Here is a 17,498-nt window from a genome sequence, read left to right as displayed (position 1 = left end):
TCATGAGCAACGTCGATTCGCTCAAGCCGCTGAACCCGGCAGAGCAACATAAAGCGTTAACCGCCACCGAGCAGTCGGTGATTAAAAAGTTATTTCGGCGCCTGATTATTTTCTTATTTGTGTTGTTTGTTTTCTCTTTCCTTGATCGCATCAACATCGGGTTTGCCGGTTTGACCATGAAGCAGGACCTTGGTCTTAGTTCCACCATGTTCGGCCTGGCCGCAACGCTGTTTTACGTCACCTACGTGATCTTCGGTATCCCCAGCAACATGATGCTGAGCAGGGTGGGGGCACGGCGTTGGATCGCTACCATCATGGTGCTGTGGGGCATTGCTTCTACTTGCACCATGTTCGCCACTGGGCCAACCAGCCTGTACGTGCTGCGGATGATCGTCGGCATTACCGAGGCGGGCTTCCTGCCAGGGATCCTGGTGTATCTCACCTACTGGTTCCCGGCGTTTTACCGTGCCCGGGCTAACGCGCTGTTTATGATTGCCATGCCGGTCACGATGGCATTGGGGTCGCTGGTGTCCGGTTATATTCTGGCATTGGACGGCATGATGAACCTGAAAGGTTGGCAATGGCTGTTCCTGCTGGAAGGGATCCCTTCGGTGATCCTCGGCGTGGTGGTGTGGTTCTACCTGGACGACACACCGGCTAAAGCAAAGTGGCTGACCAGCGAAGAAAAGGCCAGCCTGAAGGCGATGATGGAAGCCGACAAACTGCAACTGGTCCAGCCGGAAGGGCCAAGCAGCCACCGGGCGTTGCAACAGCGCAGCCTGTGGCGTGAGGTGCTGACGCCGGTGGTGCTGATGTATACGTTGGCCTATTTCTGCCTCACCAATACCCTGAGCGCCATTAATATCTGGACGCCGCAGATCTTGCAGAGCTTCAACCAGAGCAGCAGTAACATCATGATCGGTTTTCTGGCGGCAATCCCGCAAATCTGTACCATCGCCGGTATGATCTGGTGGAGTAAACGTTCGGATCGCCTGCAGGAGCGTAAATTCCATACCGCGTTACCTTATCTGTTTGCCGCGGCGGGTTGGTTGTTGGCTTCGGCGACCAACCACAGCATGGTTCAACTGTTAGGGATCGTGATGGCGTCGGTCGGCTCGTTTACCGCGATGGCGATCTTCTGGACCACGCCGGATCAGTCAATCAGCTTTGAAGCCCGAGCGGTGGGGATCGCGGTGATCAACGCCACCGGTAACATCGGCTCGGCGGTCAGCCCGCTGCTGATCGGCTGGTTCAAGGATGTGACCGGCAGCTTTAACTCCGGGCTCTATTTTGTCTCGGCGTTGCTGATTATCGGGGCTGTGCTGGTATGGCGTATCCCGATGAAGGACTCGCGCCCGCGGGCCACACCATAAACTTTGAAAGTGCTTGAGGATACGCCCCCTCTCCCTTTGGGAGAGGGTCGGGGTGAGGGGAAATTGAATCGGTAATATTTTCCTTTTCACCCATTCCTTCTCTTATTTTCACCGGAGGACAACGTGCAGAAAAGTACCGGCTTTATCGCCAATATCGATATTGGCAAAGAGTATGACGCGCGTTACGCCGCTGATGAGGTGCACTACGAAACTTTTGCCGGGCTGGCGGCATTTTTTGGCCGGGATATGCAGGTGCACTGGCACGACCGCTTCTTCCAGTTGCATTATCTGGCCACTGGCAGGATAGAGCTACAGCTGGACGATCAGCACTATTCGGTGCAGGCTCCGCTGTTTATCCTCACCCCACCCTCAGTACCACACGCCTTTTTCACCGAACCAGACAGCGACGGCCACGTGTTAACGGTGCGCCAGGAACTGATCTGGCCGTTGCTGGAACGCCTGTATCCGGGCAGTAATCTGGCGCTGGATATGCCGGGAATTTGCCTTTCGCTTGCCGCAGTACCGCAAGAATTGGCGGCGCTTGGGCATTATTGGGAACTGATCGCCCGTGAGTTCAGCCAAAAGATGGCCGGGCGCGAGCAGACGCTGGCATTGCTGGCCCAGGCGGTCTTCACGCTGATGCTGCGTAATACCTCATTGGATGACAAGGCCGCCAGCGGCGTGCGCGGCGAACTGAAGCTGTTCCAGCGTTTTAACAAGATGGTGGACGAGCGTTTTCGCGATCACCTGTCGGTGCCGGAATATGCCCAGTCGCTGGGGGTGACGGAATCACGCCTCAACGATCTATGTCGCCGTTTTGCCAATCGGCCACCCAAGCGGTTAATCTTCGATCGCCTGCTGCGTGAAGCCAAACGGCTGCTGCTGTTCAGCGCCTGCACGGTGCATGAAACGGCTTACAGCCTGGGGTTCAAAGATCCCGCCTACTTCGCACGCTTCTTCAATCGGCTAGAAGGCTGTTCGCCTTCCGCCTATCGCGCTACCCAAAATTCCCTTTCATAACCTGTTGGCTACTTTGCCTTTCTTATATTAATTGCATAAACAACCTATGCGCTGTCAAATGGCCGATAACCGTAACATTCACTTATCGGATGGTTTCCCATTGCGGCTTTTATGATGATGCTTTTGGTGGGGCAATAAAAGTAAAGGCCTAGCCCCTAAGATAGGGTATTCATACAAAGGAAATAAACATGGGTTCCATTGGAAAATAAAAAGTCATTATTTTCTTGTGGATAAATGTAGATATTGGCACTCTCATCTTTCCGCAGGTAGTACGGAGGGAAAAGTAACGTAAGGTATTCATCAGCAGTGTTGTCGACTGATGAAATATTTATTTTTTTTGTGATCAGGTGTAAGTAGCAGCATTCATCCTGCACGGTAAATAATATGCTTCTGCTAATGTTTGTTTCAATGCCATTGCGGTGTAAAGTCCCTGATAATTGGGTCAGAATGTTATCTTTTGTTCTTGATATTTTTAGAATGATGTTGGCCGTTAAATCATGTTCATTTTCGTTGCTGAGCACCATATTGGCAGTGCATGCCATCGGATCCAGCTTGTTATTTTGGCTGAAGTAATAGTAAATCGTTAAGGCCATGACACAGGCGATCGAAGCTAAAACAAGGTTTCTTTTCATTTCTTTCCGCTTATTTAATAACTTTGTAATACGATATGCACTCATTTCTTTTGGTCCCTTTGTTTTCCTCTTTTGTACAGTTAATCAACGATATGCGCTTGACGAACTCCATCTTGGTAAAGTAAACATAAGGTTTTTTGCTACAGTTCATCTGGGTGTTTACAATATAGCTTTTATACTTAGCCAAGAGTTTATGACCAGCATCGGTAAAGATAGAGCAACCTTCTAGTTCTGCAACCTTGGTATAGTTTGCAAAGTAATCTGCTGTATTTTCGGAAGCTTGCCAAAATTTAGCCAACACCAGCATCAATACGATCAACAATGGCAGCAAGTAAAAGGCATAATGAGCTCTTTTCTTTATTGAGTTGACTTCGGTATCTGACGGGGTCTTGTCAATATCCCCCGTGGTTGTCGCCACCCTCTCAACAACGGGATGAGCCTGGGATAAATCAGCCCGTTCATCATCGTGCGGATGGAGGGGCGGCTTATCAAGGATAGGCTTAACGACCGGGGCCGCAGGGCTTTCAATGGGTGCCCCCTGATGCTGAACAATTTTTTCTACTTGTACCGTACTGGGGACCAGAACACCTTTCCTGGGAACGGTTTTGACGACCTCCGCGAGTAGCCCCGCTTCTTTTAAGTTCTTTCTCAGATAGAGCACCGTTTGATAGAACGCATTATCGGTTGCTGTTAACCCATAGCGTTCCCAGACAAACTCATAAATTTGTTTTTTTGAAACAATATTACCTTTATTTTCTAATAGGATAAGCAGACACTGTCCTGAGGGGGTCAGCATATTCACTGTTTTATTATTTATTTTAGAGTGTATCACGTTTGATTCGGGATCGAATGTAACATCATTGTTAATTATATAAAGCTGCATAGTCCTTTACCATCGATATTTGTTAAGAATCAACTTATTTTAAATCTTGGAAAAATCCTATCATATATAAAATGTTAAAATAAAGGTATTTTTTCTTTGCTTTTTTAATGTTCATGGCTTTTGTTTTTTTTGTATGTCATTGATATATATTGTTTTTAAATTGCAAAAGAAAACTAATGTTTATCTGATTAACGCTGTTTAGCCGGTTGTGTAAGGATATGCGTCGCCAAGCAACGATGTGTAAAGAGTTTGTTTTTACATGTTCTTGATAAATTGTGTAAGTCCTTTCTTATAAGGAAACTAAGGAGGTAATCACAATGCTGACTTGCTTGCCTCAGCTGGGAATTCTATCTTTTTAAGGGATGGAGTGCTCCTCTAATATGGTTTTTTAGTTTTTTGAATGTCCAATAAAGGAATATGAAATGAAATTGAATAAGTTCTTGGTTGCTGCTGCTACACTGGGTCTGGCTGCTAACGCATTCGCTGCTAACGTTGTAAATCAGGGTGAAGGCGTAATCGATTTCAAGGGTTCCATCATTGTGGCTCCTTGCTCTATCGATGAAAAAGAAACCACCAAAGAAGTTACCTTTGACCAGGTTTCTGATTCACTCTTAGCCGATGGCGGTCAGTCTGCACCAAAAGATATCAAAATCGTCTTAACCGGCTGTAACAATGCAGTGAAAAGCAAGGTGCAGACCACCTTTAGTGGCGCAGCTTCTCAATACAATCCAGACCTGTTGGGCATTTCAGGTACTGCCGAAGGTGCCAGCATTGTGCTAGTTGATGGTTCAGGCGCTCGTCTTAAATTGGGTGCTGCAAGCCCGCTGGTAGGCATTGACAACGGTACAAACGTTCTGAAATTCTCCACCTATCTGCTGGGTGATACTGCCGCTAACATCAAGGCAGGTGATTTCACCTCAACGGCTACCTGGTCTCTGAACTACCAGTAAGTAATAATATTGGGCATGTGTCATTGCGCACATGCCTAATTAATCGTTGTCGATGCAGTGACATATTTATCACACTGCAGGTAGCAGCTCGCAAGATCCAGCCTGTTGAATTTGTGTCATTCATACTTCAAGATGGTGTCAATCTCTTAGAGTATATGGCTAGTCACTGGATGAATGTTAGTGCTGCCTGCAGCTTAAGATATAAAGGATATATCTTTGAAAGGGATCTAATGGATGAGCAGGACTGCAAATTTATTCTTACTCCTTTTGCTTGGTGGAATATTACCCTCTAAGGTTTTGGCCAGAATTGGCCTGGAGCGTGGAAATGTAGATCTGCAAGGAAGCATTCTTAATGCCCCCTGTACGATAGATACCGATAGCCGCGATCAATCCATTGATATGGGCGTTATTCCTGTCGGGGAAATAAACAGAAATGGCCGCAGCGCAGCTAGACCTTTTTCAATTCGGTTAATTAATTGTATTTTGCAGCATACCGACCCCATGAATCACAAGTGGCAATATTTTAACGTCACCTTCGATGGCAAGCGTGATGGTAATTTTATTGGCATCGAAGGTGAGGCTGAAGGTATCGCCCTGCAAGTGAGTGATGAGTTAGGTAATATTGCACAACCGGGCGTTCCTTTACCTTCCGTTATGCTTGCTTCTGGTGAAAAAACTCTTAATTACTCTCTGTATCTGGTGCCTAATTACCAGAAGCTCAAGGGGGGTAAGTATCGAACCACGGTTCGGTTTAAAATGGACTATTACTAATTAGGCGGAATGTATTGATGGCCAAGGAAAATTCAGTTCCATGTTTTCGCATTCGCGAGCTGTGGCTTTTTATTGCCTTGTCACTGGGCAATTCCGTCGGTTCTGCTCTTGCTGCTGATGAGATCCAATTCAACACCGATGTGCTAGATGTTAACGATCGCCAAAATTACGATCTCAGCCTTTTCTCGCACGCCGGGTATATTATGCCTGGTACCTATACGCTGGCCGTTAAACTTAATCAGCAAAGTCTGCCAGAAGAACTGCCGATCCTGTTTTCCCCTCCTGTTGATGACCCTAAAGGCAGTGAACCTTGTCTGACTCCTAGGCTTGTCAAGATGCTAGGGCTTAGGGAAAGCTATCTGGATAAATTGAACTGGAATAGCGCTGGTACAGAACAACAATGTCTGAACCTGGGCTTGTTAGTGGGGTGGACGGTCAAACCGGATCTATCAACCGCGACGTTGAATCTGAGTGTGCCCCAGGCCTATCTTGAGTACAATTTTGACAACTGGGATCCCCCATCGCGTTGGGATAACGGTATACCGGGTATTCTGTTTGACTATAACGCCAATGCCGTGCTTTCTCGCCAAAAATCACAGGGGCAGGAACAGCGCATCAGTGGTAATGGGACCACAGGTGCCAACCTGGGTGCCTGGCGTTTGCGTGCCGACTGGCAATTACAAATAAATCACCAGACCGGTAACCCTGGTGTGAGTAAGAATCAGTTGGATTGGAGCCGTTATTATGCCTACCGCACCATTCCTAAGCTGTTGGCGCGGCTGACGATCGGGGAAAGTTACCTTAACTCCGATATTTTCGATAGCTTCCGCTTTACCGGCGTTGCATTGAATACCGAAGATCAGATGCTGCCGCCTAACTTGCGTGGCTATGCACCAGAAATTACCGGCATTGCCAATACTAACGCCATGGTAACGGTGCGCCAACAGGGCCGCGTGTTGTACCAGACTCAGGTCGCACCTGGGCCGTTCCGTATTCAGGATCTTAGCGATACCATTAATGGGCAGTTGGATGTTGAAGTCGCGGAACAAGACGGTACGACGCAAAACTTTAGTATAAATACGTCCAGCATTCCTTATCTGACCCGGCCTGGATTACTACGCTATAAATTGGCTACCGGGCGCCCGACCAACTGGTTGCACCATGTTAATGGGCCGCTGTTTGCTACCGGTGAATTTTCATGGGGGATCAGTAACGGTTGGTCATTGTATGGCGGCGGCGTCGGTGGCAGTGACTATAATGCACTGGCGCTGGGGATTGGTCGCGACCTGATGGCATTTGGTGCACTGTCCTTTGACGTAACGCAGTCCCATGCTCAATTACCTCATAGCGATACGCTGACCGGTGGTTCTTATCGTCTAAGCTATTCCAAACGCTTTGATGATTACAATAGCCAGGTGACCTTTGCCGGTTATCGTTTCTCCGAACGTAACTTTATGAGTATGTCCGACTATCTGGATACGCGTGAATATGGTAACCGTGCCAAATCCAGCAAAGAGATGTACACGATAAGCTTTAATCAGCAATTTATGGATTGGGGCATCGGCCTGTTTTTAAACTATAGCCATCAGGGCTATTGGGATGCCTCGACCAACGATCGCTACAGTTTATCAATGTCGCAGACTTTTGATCTCGGCAGATTTAAAAATCTGAATTTAGCGCTGACCGGTTACCGCAGCCAATATAACAATACCAATGATGATGGTGTTTATTTATCACTGTCTATGTCATGGGGATCGGCCAGCACCGTCAGCTATAGCGGCACCTCGAATAACGGTAGCCAGTCTAATCAAGTCAGTTATAGCACGCGACCCAATAATGCCGACAACTATCAGATCAGTGCTGGCAATACCCGCGATGGCGCGGCTTTCAATGGCTACTATAGCCATATGGGTACCCTGGCGCAGGTCAATGCTAACGCCTCTTATCAGGCAGGGCGCTATACCTCGGCAGGCCTCTCGCTGCAAGGGGGGCTCACGGCCACCGCGCAAGGTGCGGCGTTGCATCGCGCCAGCGTGATGGGGGGGACGCGCCTTATGGCGGATACTGCAGGGGTGGCTGGGGTACCGATCCGCAGTTACGGTGCCAATGGTTACACCAATGCCTTTGGTAAGGTTGTGCTCCCTGATGTTAACAACTACTACCGTAATAGCATCAGCATCGACCTGCAAAAGATGGGGGATAATATGGAGGCGATATCAGGTTCGGTCAAACAGGCCACCTTAACCGAAGGGGCTATTGGCTATCGGCGTTTTGACGTTATCGTGGGTGAAAAAGCCATGGCTATGATTCGCCTTGCCGATGGTTCATCTCCGCCATTTGGGGCCTCGGTCGTTAACGGTAATAAAATGGAAGTCGGTATTGTTGGTGAGGGAGGTAGTGTTTACCTGAGCGGTATTCAGGCCAACGGCCAAATGTCCGTCAACTGGGGCGGTAAAGAGCAGTGTCGCCTGACATTCCCGGCGGTGTTGTCGCCACAAACGTTGCAGAACTTGCTGTTGCCTTGCCGGTAATAGGCTCATCGAAAGTAGCCCAGAGCAGCATCAACACGGATTTGAATTGAGGATATTAGTACTATGAAACAAGCCATTACCACCACCTGCGTTTTGGGCTCATTATTGATGACGTTTGGCCCTTCGGTGGCACAAGCAGCCATTGCCCTTGATCGCACTCGCGCTATTCTGAATGCGGGTGAAAAATCGATGAGTATGAATGTGACTAACCAAAACAAGCAGGTGCCTTATTTGGTGCAGGGCTGGCTTGAGGATGAAAAGGGCAATAAGGTCAACAGCCCGTTGACGGTGCTGCCCCCGGTGCAACGCCTGGAACCTGGAGCCAAAACCCAGATAAAAGTTCAGGGGTTGCCGGCGGTGGCACAGTTGCCTCAGGATAGAGAGAGCCTGTTCTTCTTTAACCTGCGTGAAATCCCGCCGCGTAGTGACAAGCCCAATACGTTGCAGATTGCTCTGCAGACGCGTATCAAACTGTTTTATCGGCCCCAGGCCATTGCCATTACTCAGCATGATATCGATAACCCTTGGCAGGAGAAATTAACCCTGCAACGTCAAGGGGATCGCTACCAGGTAAATAACCCGACGCCTTACTACGTCACCGTCTCTGACGGTGGAAGTAGCAAAGGAGCCAACATATCAGGCTTTGAAGCGGTGATGGTAGCCCCTAAATCAACGGCCATGTTGAACGTGGCCGCCAGTAAGCTTGGCAACGCGCCGGTGCTGACTTATATCAATGACTGGGGTGGGCGTGCTCAATTGCAGTTCAGTTGTCAGGGAAGCTCTTGTCAGGTAGCGCCTGCCAAGCGTAGTTGATGCCATTGATACCTAAGGGAGAAGGGTGATGAACCGGATAAGGTATGCGGGCGGGGGCTGTCTGTTACTGATAGCCACAAGTGGGCTGGCACAGGAAAAAGTGGCCAGCAACTGGGATATTGATGAAACCTATGGGCAGTTGCATGTCTATGGTGTGCTAGTGGAAAATGCCTGCCGCCTGGAAATGGAGTCTGAGCGGCAGGACGTCAACCTGGGGGACCAAACCCTTGACCGCTTGCTGCACACGGGCGATCAGGGGAAGCCGGTAGCGGTGGATATCAAGTTGCAAGATTGTCTGCGTGCTGCCGCAGACAGTCGCAGTATACCGCGGGGGAATAAGGTTTGGAGTCGCTATCAGCCCTCGGTGTCCGTTTCATTTAATGCGACAGCCGATGAACATTCACCTTCGCTGGTGAAGGTACAGGGGGTGACCGGGCTGGCATTGCGTATCACCGACAAACAGAATCAGGATGTACCATTGGGGGGGCCTGGGAAGCCGCTGTTATTAAACCCGGGGAAAAACACCTTGACCTATTATATTACCCCACAGCGAACGGCAGCCCCGATTGTATCCGGAGCGTATCAGGCTAATGTCGATTTTAATTTAAGCTATGACTGATATGATAAAAAATAAAGGTATTTACTATAGCATTACGCTCGGGCTGCTGGGCAGCCTGTTTGCCGTTTATAGCACGAGCACGGCAGCAGGATTCGCTCCTATTTATACCCAAATGACCATTCGTGGGTTTATCCAGGTTCCTTTGCCTTGCACCATTAGTGGAGATGGGGGGAAAGATGCGATCGTGGTGAAATTTGGTGATGCAGTCAGTACATCGCAGCTCGATGGGGTGAACTACCGGCAACCGATCAACTACTCCATTGACTGTGAGCCAGGCGTTAATAATGCCTTGCAGCTCAGTATTTCAGGGGGGAGCGCGGGGTTTGGTGGTGGCGTTCTGAAAACCAATGTCACCGATCTTGGTATTAAAATAAGTTATGGAGAGAGTGGTTCGGCAGCATTAGCGCTAGGAACTTATCTGCCATTCAATTATCCAACATTACCTAAATTGTATGCTACGCCGGTAAAGCGACCGGGATCAACCTTGACGGCGAAGCCATTTTCCGCATCAGCCACGCTACATATCTCTATTCAATAAATAAACCGGGAAAATGTGATGAAACTATTTCTGCTATTTCTTAGCGTATTGGTCATGCTCCCAGTCTATGGCAAAGACAATATGACCTTTTCAGGCACGCTGATCGATCCCCCTCCGTGCTCTATCAATGACAAGAAGGACATGAGTGTCCACTTTGACAAGGTTGGGGTTAATAAAGTTGATGGGATAAATTATCAGCAACCGATTGACTATATTGTTACCTGTACCGACCTCCCTGGATGGACGTTGGCGCTGAGGCTGACCGGTGATGCGGCCACTTTCCTGCCCGGAACCATTCAAACCAATGTTACCGGCCTGGGGATCAAGATAACCATCAATGACCAACCTATGGAGTTGACTAAAAATTATGTCATCGACCCATCCAACCTTCCTAAATTGAAGGCCGTTCCAGTGAAAGACCCTGGCACTGTATTGACTGAAGGAACATTTACGGCTTCAGCAACTTTGCTGGCGCTGTATCAATAATCAATAGGAGGTTGCGTTGTTTAATCGAATACTCTTCAACTCTTTTCTGGTCGCCAGTTATATTGTCTTGACACCAGGTTTGGCTCACGCGGCCGATAAAAATCTTTTTATGGATGGTACTCTGGTTGCCGATCCTTGCGTCATTGCGCCAGGCAAGGAAACAATAGAAGTCAATATCGGGGTTGTTCCTGATAAAAATCTGTATAACTATCCCAGAGCCAAGACGACGCCTTTCGCTATTGAACTCAGTGATTGTGATTTGAGTCTCGGTAAAACGGTCAGGGTTTCCTTGACGGGGTCGGAAAGCCTGGAACTACCGGGTTTTTTGAATATCTCTATTGCAGGAAAGACGTCGGGGGCAGTCATCGGCCTGGAAACGCCGCAGGGAGAGTTTTTGCCGATTAATAAGGAACTTGGTAAATTATATGATTTAACTGCAGGAACTAGCGTAATTAGAATGCAGGCCTATGTCCGAGGTGAACCTGAAACCGTTAAAAACAGGAATGTTGGAATAGGTGAGTTTGAAAATACCATCGCCACGTTTTATTTGAAGTATGAGTAATAAGCCAGTTTCTGTGCTCAATATTTTCTCTCACTATCAACCAGATGCCATAGTCAATGGCATCTGGTTGATAAAAAAACCACTCTAGGCAACCTGTAATTCAGGTGTCGGTTCACTTCTTAACGCTTGCTGATGTATCCTATATTTTACCAGCATAATCTGGGTGGTTCTGGCATTCATTTTCCTCATAGCGCTCCTCTTATGCGTGCTGATGGTTTTTACGCTGATTTTTTTCATTTTGGCAATCAGCGGAATCGGCAATCCTTTAGCAATATCTTTAACCACAGAAAGTTCTTTTTCTGTGAGCGTGAAGGCTGGCCTAAAGTCAGAGGTTTGGCGTGAGAGGATATGCAGGAAGCGTTTTAGCTCTATTTTTATCGCCTCTGCCTTCATCAGGATATCGATAAATAGATGATTAATGTTTTCATTATTACTGTAGAAGCAGTTTAAAACATGACGGTGACTAATAATAATATAGCGAGAGCTTGGCGTGATATTGATGTTGATAATATCGCTGTTGATAATATTTCGATTGCTGAAACAGTAGATGTCTATGGGCATGTCATGATGAGGGATGAAGTCCATTTCCTCGGTCATCGTCTGCAAGGCTATTTTGGCAAAGGCGCTGTCACTGTGGATCCTGATAAGGTTATTATCCATAATATATCCTATTTAATAGATGGTGGAAATATATTATTATGATAGCATTCATGCTCCAGGATATTTACTTTAATTCATTTTTGTGGTTTTAATTTTGATTTTTTTTTGTGATTTCTCCTAAGGATTTTCATTGGCGGGTTATGGTTGATAAAGATATACGGGTTTAAATGATTAAATAAAAAATAAGAAAACCAAAGGTGAGATGCTGAGGGGAGTATGATATAACGCTGGGATATGGGTTTTTCAAATTATTAAGGATGTCTACCTTGCTTAGTTTCATTTTTTTTAGGGCCAGAGGCAGGACAGCACTCTGGTTAGCTGTCCTATATTCCCTGTTTCATTTCCCCCATGCGATGGCGCTTGACCCATTAATTCCCGGTGGCGGGGTAATACCCAATATCAAACTGTACTACAGCTACAATAAAAAACCTGATGGAGTCTTTATCTTAAGGGGCGTTGAACTAAAAGGTGGATTTCAAGACATGCCTGTGGCGCCTTGCGGTTACAATACCGATCCGGATAAAAACATCTGCGTTATCTCATTTGCTTGCGGGGTACTTTCAAATGCAGACCCAGCCACGGCTATTCTTGATGGTTACCGGTTAACCGATCGTCAGATTTATAATAAACTGCTGACTAAGGTTGGTCAGCAGGTAACGGTTCATGCTGGCGGGAAGTGTATGGGGGGCAATAAAATGGGGGTTTCTGCAACCGCGACACGATCGGATGGCGGTGGGCAGACGGCGTACCTTTGGGGAGATGGCTCTACTGAAGAGGTCCCAGATCCACCAGAGATCGATCCGGGATGTACCATTAGCACTAGTAGTTCGAATAACATGGTGGAAATAGATTACGGTTCAGTCGCATCCAATGTGGCGAATAATTTTGAGAAAAGTGAGCAGTTAAGATTCAGCTGCCAAAGAAACACTTTTATTAAGGTAAGCGTACCGCAGGATGAAGTCTCGCTGATGCCTGATGGCTCACTGATGGCTCTGATTCGATTTAACAAGCCTGTCTCCGATACACAAAAAGTGTTGGGATCGATGGGAATATTTGTTAACACCGGGAGTGGTGAACCTGTTAATGTGTTCTCAATGTTAAAAGTGAAAGGCACCCTGAAGGGGGGAGCATTCCTTGGCTCCACCGTGATCAAGGTTGAATATATATAGGCAACTGCTCCATGGCGCTGAGGCCTGAAAGTTAGCATCAAGACTGATCGAAACGACTTTTCAAATTGGCTATGGTGGCCCACCTATCGGTGGGCCTTGTTGTTGCTACTGCTGAGTCGTTAGCCCTTATTGGCTACCAGATCCCCGACCAGGCGGTTGACCGGATCGCTCATATTGGTGAATTTGGTCAATTCCGATCGGGTCACTACCACGAACACACCGATATTTTGCTGCGGTACCATCGCCATATAGGTGATAAAACCGCCGCCACCACCGGTTTTCTGGATGATCCCTGGCAGGCCATCTTTCGGCGCCATATAAACCCAGCCCAGCCCTAAAGCAGAGGCTTCACCCGGTACGTCCATGCCTTTCAGTGACGTCAGATCTTTGCGCTGGAAATACATGGTTTGTTCGGTTAAAGCCGTTGGCTTGCGCGAGCCGCTTACGTTGGAGGAGAGGAACTGCTGCATCCAGCGCTGCATATCGCGCGGCGTCGAGTAAACGCCACCGCTGCCACTGGCGGCTGTGGTATCGCGGCAGGCGCTTGGCCCAGAGGCAGCCACCATCAGGCGTGAGCACTGCTCTGCGCTTGGCGTCAGCGTGGTATCAACCATTCCCAGTGGACCAGTGATTTTCTCGCGCAACAAGACGTTATAAGGCTTGCCAGCGGCACGTGACAACGCATCGGCCAATAGGTCGTAGGCCAGATTGGAGTAGGCCGCCCGCACGCCCGGTGGCACGGTAATGGTGGCATGAGACAACCACTGCCAGCGCTGCGACTTGGTGGGCCAGGTAAACACCGGCGTTTTTGGCGGTTTCTTGCCGGGTTGCTCACGCGGCAGGGCGCTGGTGTGCGTTGCCAGGTTCAGCAAGGTAATCGGCTGGCGAGAATTGTAGGCAGGAACGACGGCCCCTTTGGGAGCATATTTGCGCAGTGGATCGGTGAGTTTGACCTTACCTTCTGCCGCCATTTTGACCATCACTTCGCTGGTCATCAGTTTGGTGATGGAGGCGATGCGGATCAGGGAATCTGGCCGTGGACGCAGATCGTTGCCCGGTTTAGTATCGCCAAAACTGCGGTTAACCACCTGATTGTTATCGATCACCACCAGCGCCATACCGGTTGCGCCGCTGTTATAGAAGATATGTTCAGCATACCGATCGACAATCTGTGAGGTGAGCTGCGCGTCGGTCGCCTGACTGGCCAAGGGGGTGGCACACAGGCCAAGCGCCAGCAATAACGTGGAGAGTGAGGTCTTCAACGGTCGTGTTCCATATAAAAATGTGGCAGGGAAGGCGTAAGTTGTCCGCTAGTGTAATGCGCTACGGCGCGATTGGCATGTGGTAAAAGTGGCGACAGGTAAAAGTTTTTCACCTTTCCCCTTCCGGCGAAGGGGAAAAGATCAGGCGACTGGCTGTGGGTGGGGGGCTAGCTGAATATTGTTGCGGCCACTGTTTTTGGCCCGGTACAGGGCGGCGTCGGCGGCACAGATCGCAGAATCGATATCCAGCTTATCCAGCGCAGAAATCCCGGCGCTTAACGTCACCCTGGTTGTCTCCTGCGCGTGGAAACGATGGGTGATGGTCAATTCCTGCACGCATTGGCGCACCTTTTCTGCCAGATAGGCCGCGTAGTCTTCACCGACGTTGGTCAGCAGAACCAAAAACTCTTCTCCGCCGTAACGCACCACGATATCCCGTGAGCGCACCGCATCGCGGATGGCCGTTGCCACCTGGACTAATGCTTGATCGCCCAGGGTGTGACCGTAGCGATCGTTGTAGACCTTGAAGTGGTCAATATCGAGTAGCAGCACAAAGTGGTTGCCCGAAGTGGGCGAGAGCAACTGATCCAGTTTACTCTCCAGCCCACGGCGGTTATACAGGCCGGTTAGCGGATCGATCATGCTCAGATCGCTGAATTTATCCCGTTCGTGATACAGGTTGGCCACCAGATGTTGGGTAAACATTTCGCTGCGCTTCAACAGCAAATGATGCACCGAGAAGGCGACGATTGGCAGCAGGGTGGTGAACAGAATACGCATGGTGTTATGCATGCCGTCCAGCCACAGGATTATCAGCGCCGAGGGAACGGCGTGAAGACAGAAGGCCAGCAGGTTATCCGTCAGCGAGATCGCGCTGATAAAGAAAATACTGAACAGGCTGATCAGCAAAAAGCTGTGGTTGTCACTGGCGATGAGTTGACTCTTGCTATAGATGTGCGCTGCCCATAGCAACCCAAGGGTGATGGCGAGCAGGTTGAGCCTTTGGACATAGTGGCGCGGTGAATACAGTGTAAATAGCATGGCCGCCAGGCAAATTGCTGGAATGCACAATAGCGGCAGCGTGAATGCCGGGATTTCTTTAAAGGGCACGAATAAAGTAAAAATGGCAGAGGCTGCATTCATCAACAAAAAAAGAAACAGGGATAAGCGCTGTTTGCTGGTTTGCAGTTGCTGATAAGAACGCGAGTTCATACGGGGATCACTCTTTACCAATGGGGCCGGTCGAAGGAAAAATGTTGGACAATGCCTGCTGAATAATTCCAATTGGTTATTATTAACAGGCTATAAATGTTAAGAATTTTCTTATATGAAATTAACATTTTTCGCGCAGGCTGTCATCCGCGTTCAGCCGGATCTTGAAAAGAGTGCGGGCCCAAAAAAAGTGTTATATGATATTGGTTATCATTATCACTTAAAGGGTAGGGTTATCATGTTAGCTGCCATGGTTACCGCTTGTGGATTATGGGGCATCAGTTGGTGCCTGGGGAATCGGCTTGCCAGCGCCTGGGGCGTGTTGCTGCCCTGTGCTCTGATGCCGTTTCTGGCGTTGATCGACCTGGATATGATGCAACTACGTACTCTGATCGTGGTTGCTATGCTGGCCACGCTGGTGATGCTGTTTAACAGCCGCTGGCGTCATTACCTGCTGCTCCCTTCCTGCATGGCTCTAGCCGGAGGACTGGCCGCAATCAGCCTGCATTTCAGCTTTAACTGAAACGACAAAACCACGCCTGAGCGTGTTGGTTTTTTCAGTGAGTTTTAATGCTGGAACAGCTAGAAGAGAACTCATCAAGTGGTGCGAAGAGAGGGACTTGAACCCTCACGTCCGTAAGAACACTAACACCTGAAGCTAGCGCGTCTACCAATTCCGCCACCTTCGCACAGTTTGATGTGTTGCTTTGATGTCGATTTATATCACCAGCTTGGTGCGAAGAGAGGGACTTGAACCCTCACGTCCGTAAGAACACTAACACCTGAAGCTAGCGCGTCTACCAATTCCGCCACCTTCGCATACGATGCTGTGCAATATAAATCATGTGGTTATTTGGTGCGAAGAGAGGGACTTGAACCCTCACGTCCGTAAGGACACTAACACCTGAAGCTAGCGCGTCTACCAATTCCGCCACCTTCGCATACCAGATACGTTACCGGAGTAACGCTACCACGGAGGCGAATTCTAGAGATTTTGGCGGGTACGTCAATAGTTATTTCCTGGATTAGCGGCGTTTGCTGTAAAAAACGGCATATCAGCGCTTTTATGGCCCTCGAACAACGTAATCAGCCAATCAATCAATACCCTGACACGAGGGGCGAGGAAACGGCCAGGCGGATACATGATGTAGATCGGCATCGGAGGTGGTGGCGTATCGGCCAGCACTTCCACCATTTCACCACTTTGCAACCAGGGAGAGAGAGTATAACGCGCCCCTTGGATGAGGCCCAATCCGGCACGGCAGGCACTGGTGTAGGCATCGGCCCCGCTAACGCTCAATCTGCTTGGCAATTCGCGAAGCTCAAGACGACCATCACGGCAAAATTCCAGCGGGTAGTTGCGGTTATTCACCAAAGAGAAATAGCCCACTGCCCGATGATGTTGCAGCTCGTCGATCGATTGTGGGGTACCAAACGCTTTTAGATAATCGGGGGAGGCGCAGGTGAGCTGCGGCAGTTGGGCAATCCGCCGGGCAACCAGCGTATCGTCTGCGGTTTCCCAAGCCCGCAGCACGCAGTCCACACCTTCGCGCAGCAGATCAACGTGGGTGTCGTTGGCCCCCAGCGCAATTTCTATTTCTGGATAGCGTTGATAGAACTCATCGAGCGCCGGGATGACGATTTCCCGCGCCAGCGAATGGGGCATATCGATCCGCACCTTGCCGGTAGGTTGCAGCTTGTGGTGGCTGAACAGGGTATCTGCTTCTTCCAGGGCGTCCAGCAGGTGCAGACAACGTTGGTAGTACAGCGTCCCCTCGGCGGTGACCTGAACTTGGCGCGTGGTGCGCACCAATAATCTGACGCCAAGCCGTTGCTCCAGGCGTTTGAGCACGTTGCTTACCGTGGCTCGCGGCAGTTGCAACCGTTCGGCCGCGCGGCTGAAGCTGCCTAGTTCCACGATCCGGGTAAAGATGCGCATAGCCTGAACCTGATCCATTTTTCCGCCCGCATTGTTGGTGATTTATGAACAGTGATGTGCAATCTGCATTATTTATCT

General features: G+C 49.1%; 18 protein-coding genes and 3 tRNA genes. 12 read left to right on the top strand and 9 right to left on the bottom strand.

The genetic code is table 11. The features are described 5' to 3' along the window. The first annotated feature begins 2 nt into the window (after positions 1-2). Together hpaX and hpaA are read left to right on the top strand one after the other, a co-directional pair. A complete protein-coding gene (gene hpaX / locus AC6HVW_RS18315; protein ID WP_059199638.1) occupies positions 3-1,373 on the top strand; it encodes a 4-hydroxyphenylacetate permease in 1,371 nt (456 codons plus the stop codon). A 123-nt stretch (positions 1,374-1,496) separates the two neighbouring features. Continuing rightward, positions 1,497-2,393 carry a 4-hydroxyphenylacetate catabolism regulatory protein HpaA gene (gene hpaA / locus AC6HVW_RS18310; RefSeq protein WP_021179195.1) on the top strand — a complete coding sequence of 299 codons (897 nt, stop codon included), beginning with the start codon at positions 1,497-1,499 and terminating at the stop codon, positions 2,391-2,393. A gap of 155 nt (positions 2,394-2,548) precedes the next feature. Here the strand turns inward: hpaA and AC6HVW_RS18305 are convergent, their stop codons facing one another. Together AC6HVW_RS18305 and AC6HVW_RS18300 are read right to left on the bottom strand one after the other, a co-directional pair. Next, entirely contained in the window at positions 2,549-3,025 is a 477-nt protein-coding gene (locus AC6HVW_RS18305; protein WP_039995469.1) for a YqeJ family protein, read from the bottom strand. A 10-nt stretch (positions 3,026-3,035) separates the two neighbouring features. After that, positions 3,036-3,908: a winged helix-turn-helix domain-containing protein gene (locus tag AC6HVW_RS18300; RefSeq protein WP_071682481.1), complete on the bottom strand. Its 873-nt coding sequence runs from the start codon at positions 3,906-3,908 to the stop codon at positions 3,036-3,038. Positions 3,909-4,330: 422 nt separating this feature from the next. Here AC6HVW_RS18300 and AC6HVW_RS18295 point away from each other — a divergent pair, with 422 nt between their 5' ends. The 8 genes from AC6HVW_RS18295 to AC6HVW_RS18260 all read left to right on the top strand — a co-directional run bounded on the left by AC6HVW_RS18295 (position 4,331) and on the right by AC6HVW_RS18260 (position 11,178). After that, positions 4,331-4,858, top strand: coding sequence for a fimbrial protein (locus tag AC6HVW_RS18295; RefSeq protein WP_021179197.1), 528 nt, complete (start codon positions 4,331-4,333; stop codon positions 4,856-4,858). Positions 4,859-5,092: 234 nt separating this feature from the next. Beyond that, a complete protein-coding gene (locus AC6HVW_RS18290; RefSeq protein ID WP_071682482.1) occupies positions 5,093-5,629 on the top strand; it encodes a fimbrial protein in 537 nt (178 codons plus the stop codon). 17 nt (positions 5,630-5,646) lie between these two features. Further along, the gene (locus AC6HVW_RS18285; protein ID WP_497569579.1) at positions 5,647-8,160 is read left to right on the top strand and encodes an outer membrane usher protein; all 2,514 of its coding nucleotides are present in this window, start codon (positions 5,647-5,649) and stop codon (positions 8,158-8,160) included. A 63-nt stretch (positions 8,161-8,223) separates the two neighbouring features. Then, positions 8,224-8,973 carry a fimbria/pilus periplasmic chaperone gene (locus tag AC6HVW_RS18280; protein WP_497569578.1) on the top strand — a complete coding sequence of 250 codons (750 nt, stop codon included), beginning with the start codon at positions 8,224-8,226 and terminating at the stop codon, positions 8,971-8,973. A gap of 28 nt (positions 8,974-9,001) precedes the next feature. Further along, positions 9,002-9,592 (top strand): fimbrial protein, encoded by a 591-nt coding sequence (locus AC6HVW_RS18275; RefSeq protein ID WP_497569577.1) that lies wholly within the window; start codon positions 9,002-9,004, stop codon positions 9,590-9,592. Between the two features lies 1 nt (position 9,593). After that, positions 9,594-10,130 carry a fimbrial protein gene (locus AC6HVW_RS18270; protein WP_071682505.1) on the top strand — a complete coding sequence of 179 codons (537 nt, stop codon included), beginning with the start codon at positions 9,594-9,596 and terminating at the stop codon, positions 10,128-10,130. Between the two features lie 18 nt (positions 10,131-10,148). Beyond that, complete coding sequence (locus AC6HVW_RS18265) at positions 10,149-10,616, top strand: fimbrial protein (RefSeq protein WP_497569576.1); 468 nt, start codon at positions 10,149-10,151, stop codon at positions 10,614-10,616. 16 nt (positions 10,617-10,632) lie between these two features. Then, on the top strand, positions 10,633-11,178 hold the full coding sequence (locus AC6HVW_RS18260) for a fimbrial protein (RefSeq protein WP_071682486.1): 546 nt from the start codon (positions 10,633-10,635) through the stop codon (positions 11,176-11,178). A gap of 84 nt (positions 11,179-11,262) precedes the next feature. Here the strand turns inward: AC6HVW_RS18260 and AC6HVW_RS18255 are convergent, their stop codons facing one another. Beyond that, a complete protein-coding gene (locus AC6HVW_RS18255; RefSeq protein WP_497569575.1) occupies positions 11,263-11,838 on the bottom strand; it encodes a helix-turn-helix transcriptional regulator in 576 nt (191 codons plus the stop codon). A 266-nt stretch (positions 11,839-12,104) separates the two neighbouring features. Between AC6HVW_RS18255 and AC6HVW_RS18250 the strand changes: the two genes are divergently transcribed. Continuing rightward, on the top strand, positions 12,105-13,007 hold the full coding sequence (locus AC6HVW_RS18250) for an MrpH family fimbial adhesin (RefSeq protein ID WP_071682488.1): 903 nt from the start codon (positions 12,105-12,107) through the stop codon (positions 13,005-13,007). A gap of 119 nt (positions 13,008-13,126) precedes the next feature. Here the strand turns inward: AC6HVW_RS18250 and ampH are convergent, their stop codons facing one another. Further along, positions 13,127-14,269 carry a D-alanyl-D-alanine-carboxypeptidase/endopeptidase AmpH gene (gene ampH / locus AC6HVW_RS18245; RefSeq protein WP_071682489.1) on the bottom strand — a complete coding sequence of 381 codons (1,143 nt, stop codon included), beginning with the start codon at positions 14,267-14,269 and terminating at the stop codon, positions 13,127-13,129. A gap of 141 nt (positions 14,270-14,410) precedes the next feature. Continuing rightward, positions 14,411-15,481 (bottom strand): GGDEF domain-containing protein, encoded by a 1,071-nt coding sequence (locus AC6HVW_RS18240; protein ID WP_447888116.1) that lies wholly within the window; start codon positions 15,479-15,481, stop codon positions 14,411-14,413. A gap of 238 nt (positions 15,482-15,719) precedes the next feature. Between AC6HVW_RS18240 and AC6HVW_RS18235 the strand changes: the two genes are divergently transcribed. Continuing rightward, positions 15,720-16,004, top strand: a complete 285-nt coding sequence (locus AC6HVW_RS18235; RefSeq protein ID WP_021808011.1) for a DUF1435 domain-containing protein — start codon at positions 15,720-15,722, stop codon at positions 16,002-16,004. A gap of 79 nt (positions 16,005-16,083) precedes the next feature. On the opposite strand, the gene AC6HVW_RS18230 is transcribed toward AC6HVW_RS18235, so the two are convergent. From AC6HVW_RS18230 to AC6HVW_RS18215, 4 genes are all read right to left on the bottom strand, one after another. After that, a tRNA-Leu gene (locus tag AC6HVW_RS18230) sits at positions 16,084-16,170 on the bottom strand. Positions 16,171-16,213: 43 nt separating this feature from the next. Beyond that, positions 16,214-16,300, bottom strand: a tRNA-Leu gene (locus tag AC6HVW_RS18225). 35 nt (positions 16,301-16,335) lie between these two features. Continuing rightward, positions 16,336-16,422: transfer RNA gene (locus tag AC6HVW_RS18220), tRNA-Leu, on the bottom strand. Positions 16,423-16,487: 65 nt separating this feature from the next. Further along, positions 16,488-17,438: a LysR family transcriptional regulator gene (locus AC6HVW_RS18215; RefSeq protein WP_071682491.1), complete on the bottom strand. Its 951-nt coding sequence runs from the start codon at positions 17,436-17,438 to the stop codon at positions 16,488-16,490. Between the last annotated feature and the right edge of the window lie 60 nt (positions 17,439-17,498).

This window comes from Serratia sp. NCCP-200 (assembly GCF_059697885.1).
This window is presented reverse-complemented; position numbering and strand designations above follow the sequence as displayed.

What these genes read in the sequence shown, in the direction of transcription:
- hpaX (WP_059199638.1), top strand. Translation starts at nt 3, where the DNA reads ATGAGCAACGTCGATTCGCTCAAGCCGCTGAACCCGGCAGAGCAACAT.
- AC6HVW_RS18305 (WP_039995469.1), bottom strand. Translation starts at nt 3,025, where the DNA reads ATGAAAAGAAACCTTGTTTTAGCTTCGATCGCCTGTGTCATGGCCTTA.
- AC6HVW_RS18300 (WP_071682481.1), bottom strand. Translation starts at nt 3,908, where the DNA reads ATGCAGCTTTATATAATTAACAATGATGTTACATTCGATCCCGAATCA.
- AC6HVW_RS18295 (WP_021179197.1), top strand. Translation starts at nt 4,331, where the DNA reads ATGAAATTGAATAAGTTCTTGGTTGCTGCTGCTACACTGGGTCTGGCT.
- AC6HVW_RS18290 (WP_071682482.1), top strand. Translation starts at nt 5,093, where the DNA reads ATGAGCAGGACTGCAAATTTATTCTTACTCCTTTTGCTTGGTGGAATA.
- AC6HVW_RS18285 (WP_497569579.1), top strand. Translation starts at nt 5,647, where the DNA reads ATGGCCAAGGAAAATTCAGTTCCATGTTTTCGCATTCGCGAGCTGTGG.
- AC6HVW_RS18280 (WP_497569578.1), top strand. Translation starts at nt 8,224, where the DNA reads ATGAAACAAGCCATTACCACCACCTGCGTTTTGGGCTCATTATTGATG.
- AC6HVW_RS18275 (WP_497569577.1), top strand. Translation starts at nt 9,002, where the DNA reads ATGAACCGGATAAGGTATGCGGGCGGGGGCTGTCTGTTACTGATAGCC.
- AC6HVW_RS18270 (WP_071682505.1), top strand. Translation starts at nt 9,594, where the DNA reads ATGATAAAAAATAAAGGTATTTACTATAGCATTACGCTCGGGCTGCTG.
- AC6HVW_RS18265 (WP_497569576.1), top strand. Translation starts at nt 10,149, where the DNA reads ATGAAACTATTTCTGCTATTTCTTAGCGTATTGGTCATGCTCCCAGTC.
- AC6HVW_RS18255 (WP_497569575.1), bottom strand. Translation starts at nt 11,838, where the DNA reads ATGGATAATAACCTTATCAGGATCCACAGTGACAGCGCCTTTGCCAAA.
- AC6HVW_RS18240 (WP_447888116.1), bottom strand. Translation starts at nt 15,481, where the DNA reads ATGAACTCGCGTTCTTATCAGCAACTGCAAACCAGCAAACAGCGCTTA.
- AC6HVW_RS18235 (WP_021808011.1), top strand. Translation starts at nt 15,720, where the DNA reads ATGTTAGCTGCCATGGTTACCGCTTGTGGATTATGGGGCATCAGTTGG.
- AC6HVW_RS18215 (WP_071682491.1), bottom strand. Translation starts at nt 17,438, where the DNA reads ATGGATCAGGTTCAGGCTATGCGCATCTTTACCCGGATCGTGGAACTA.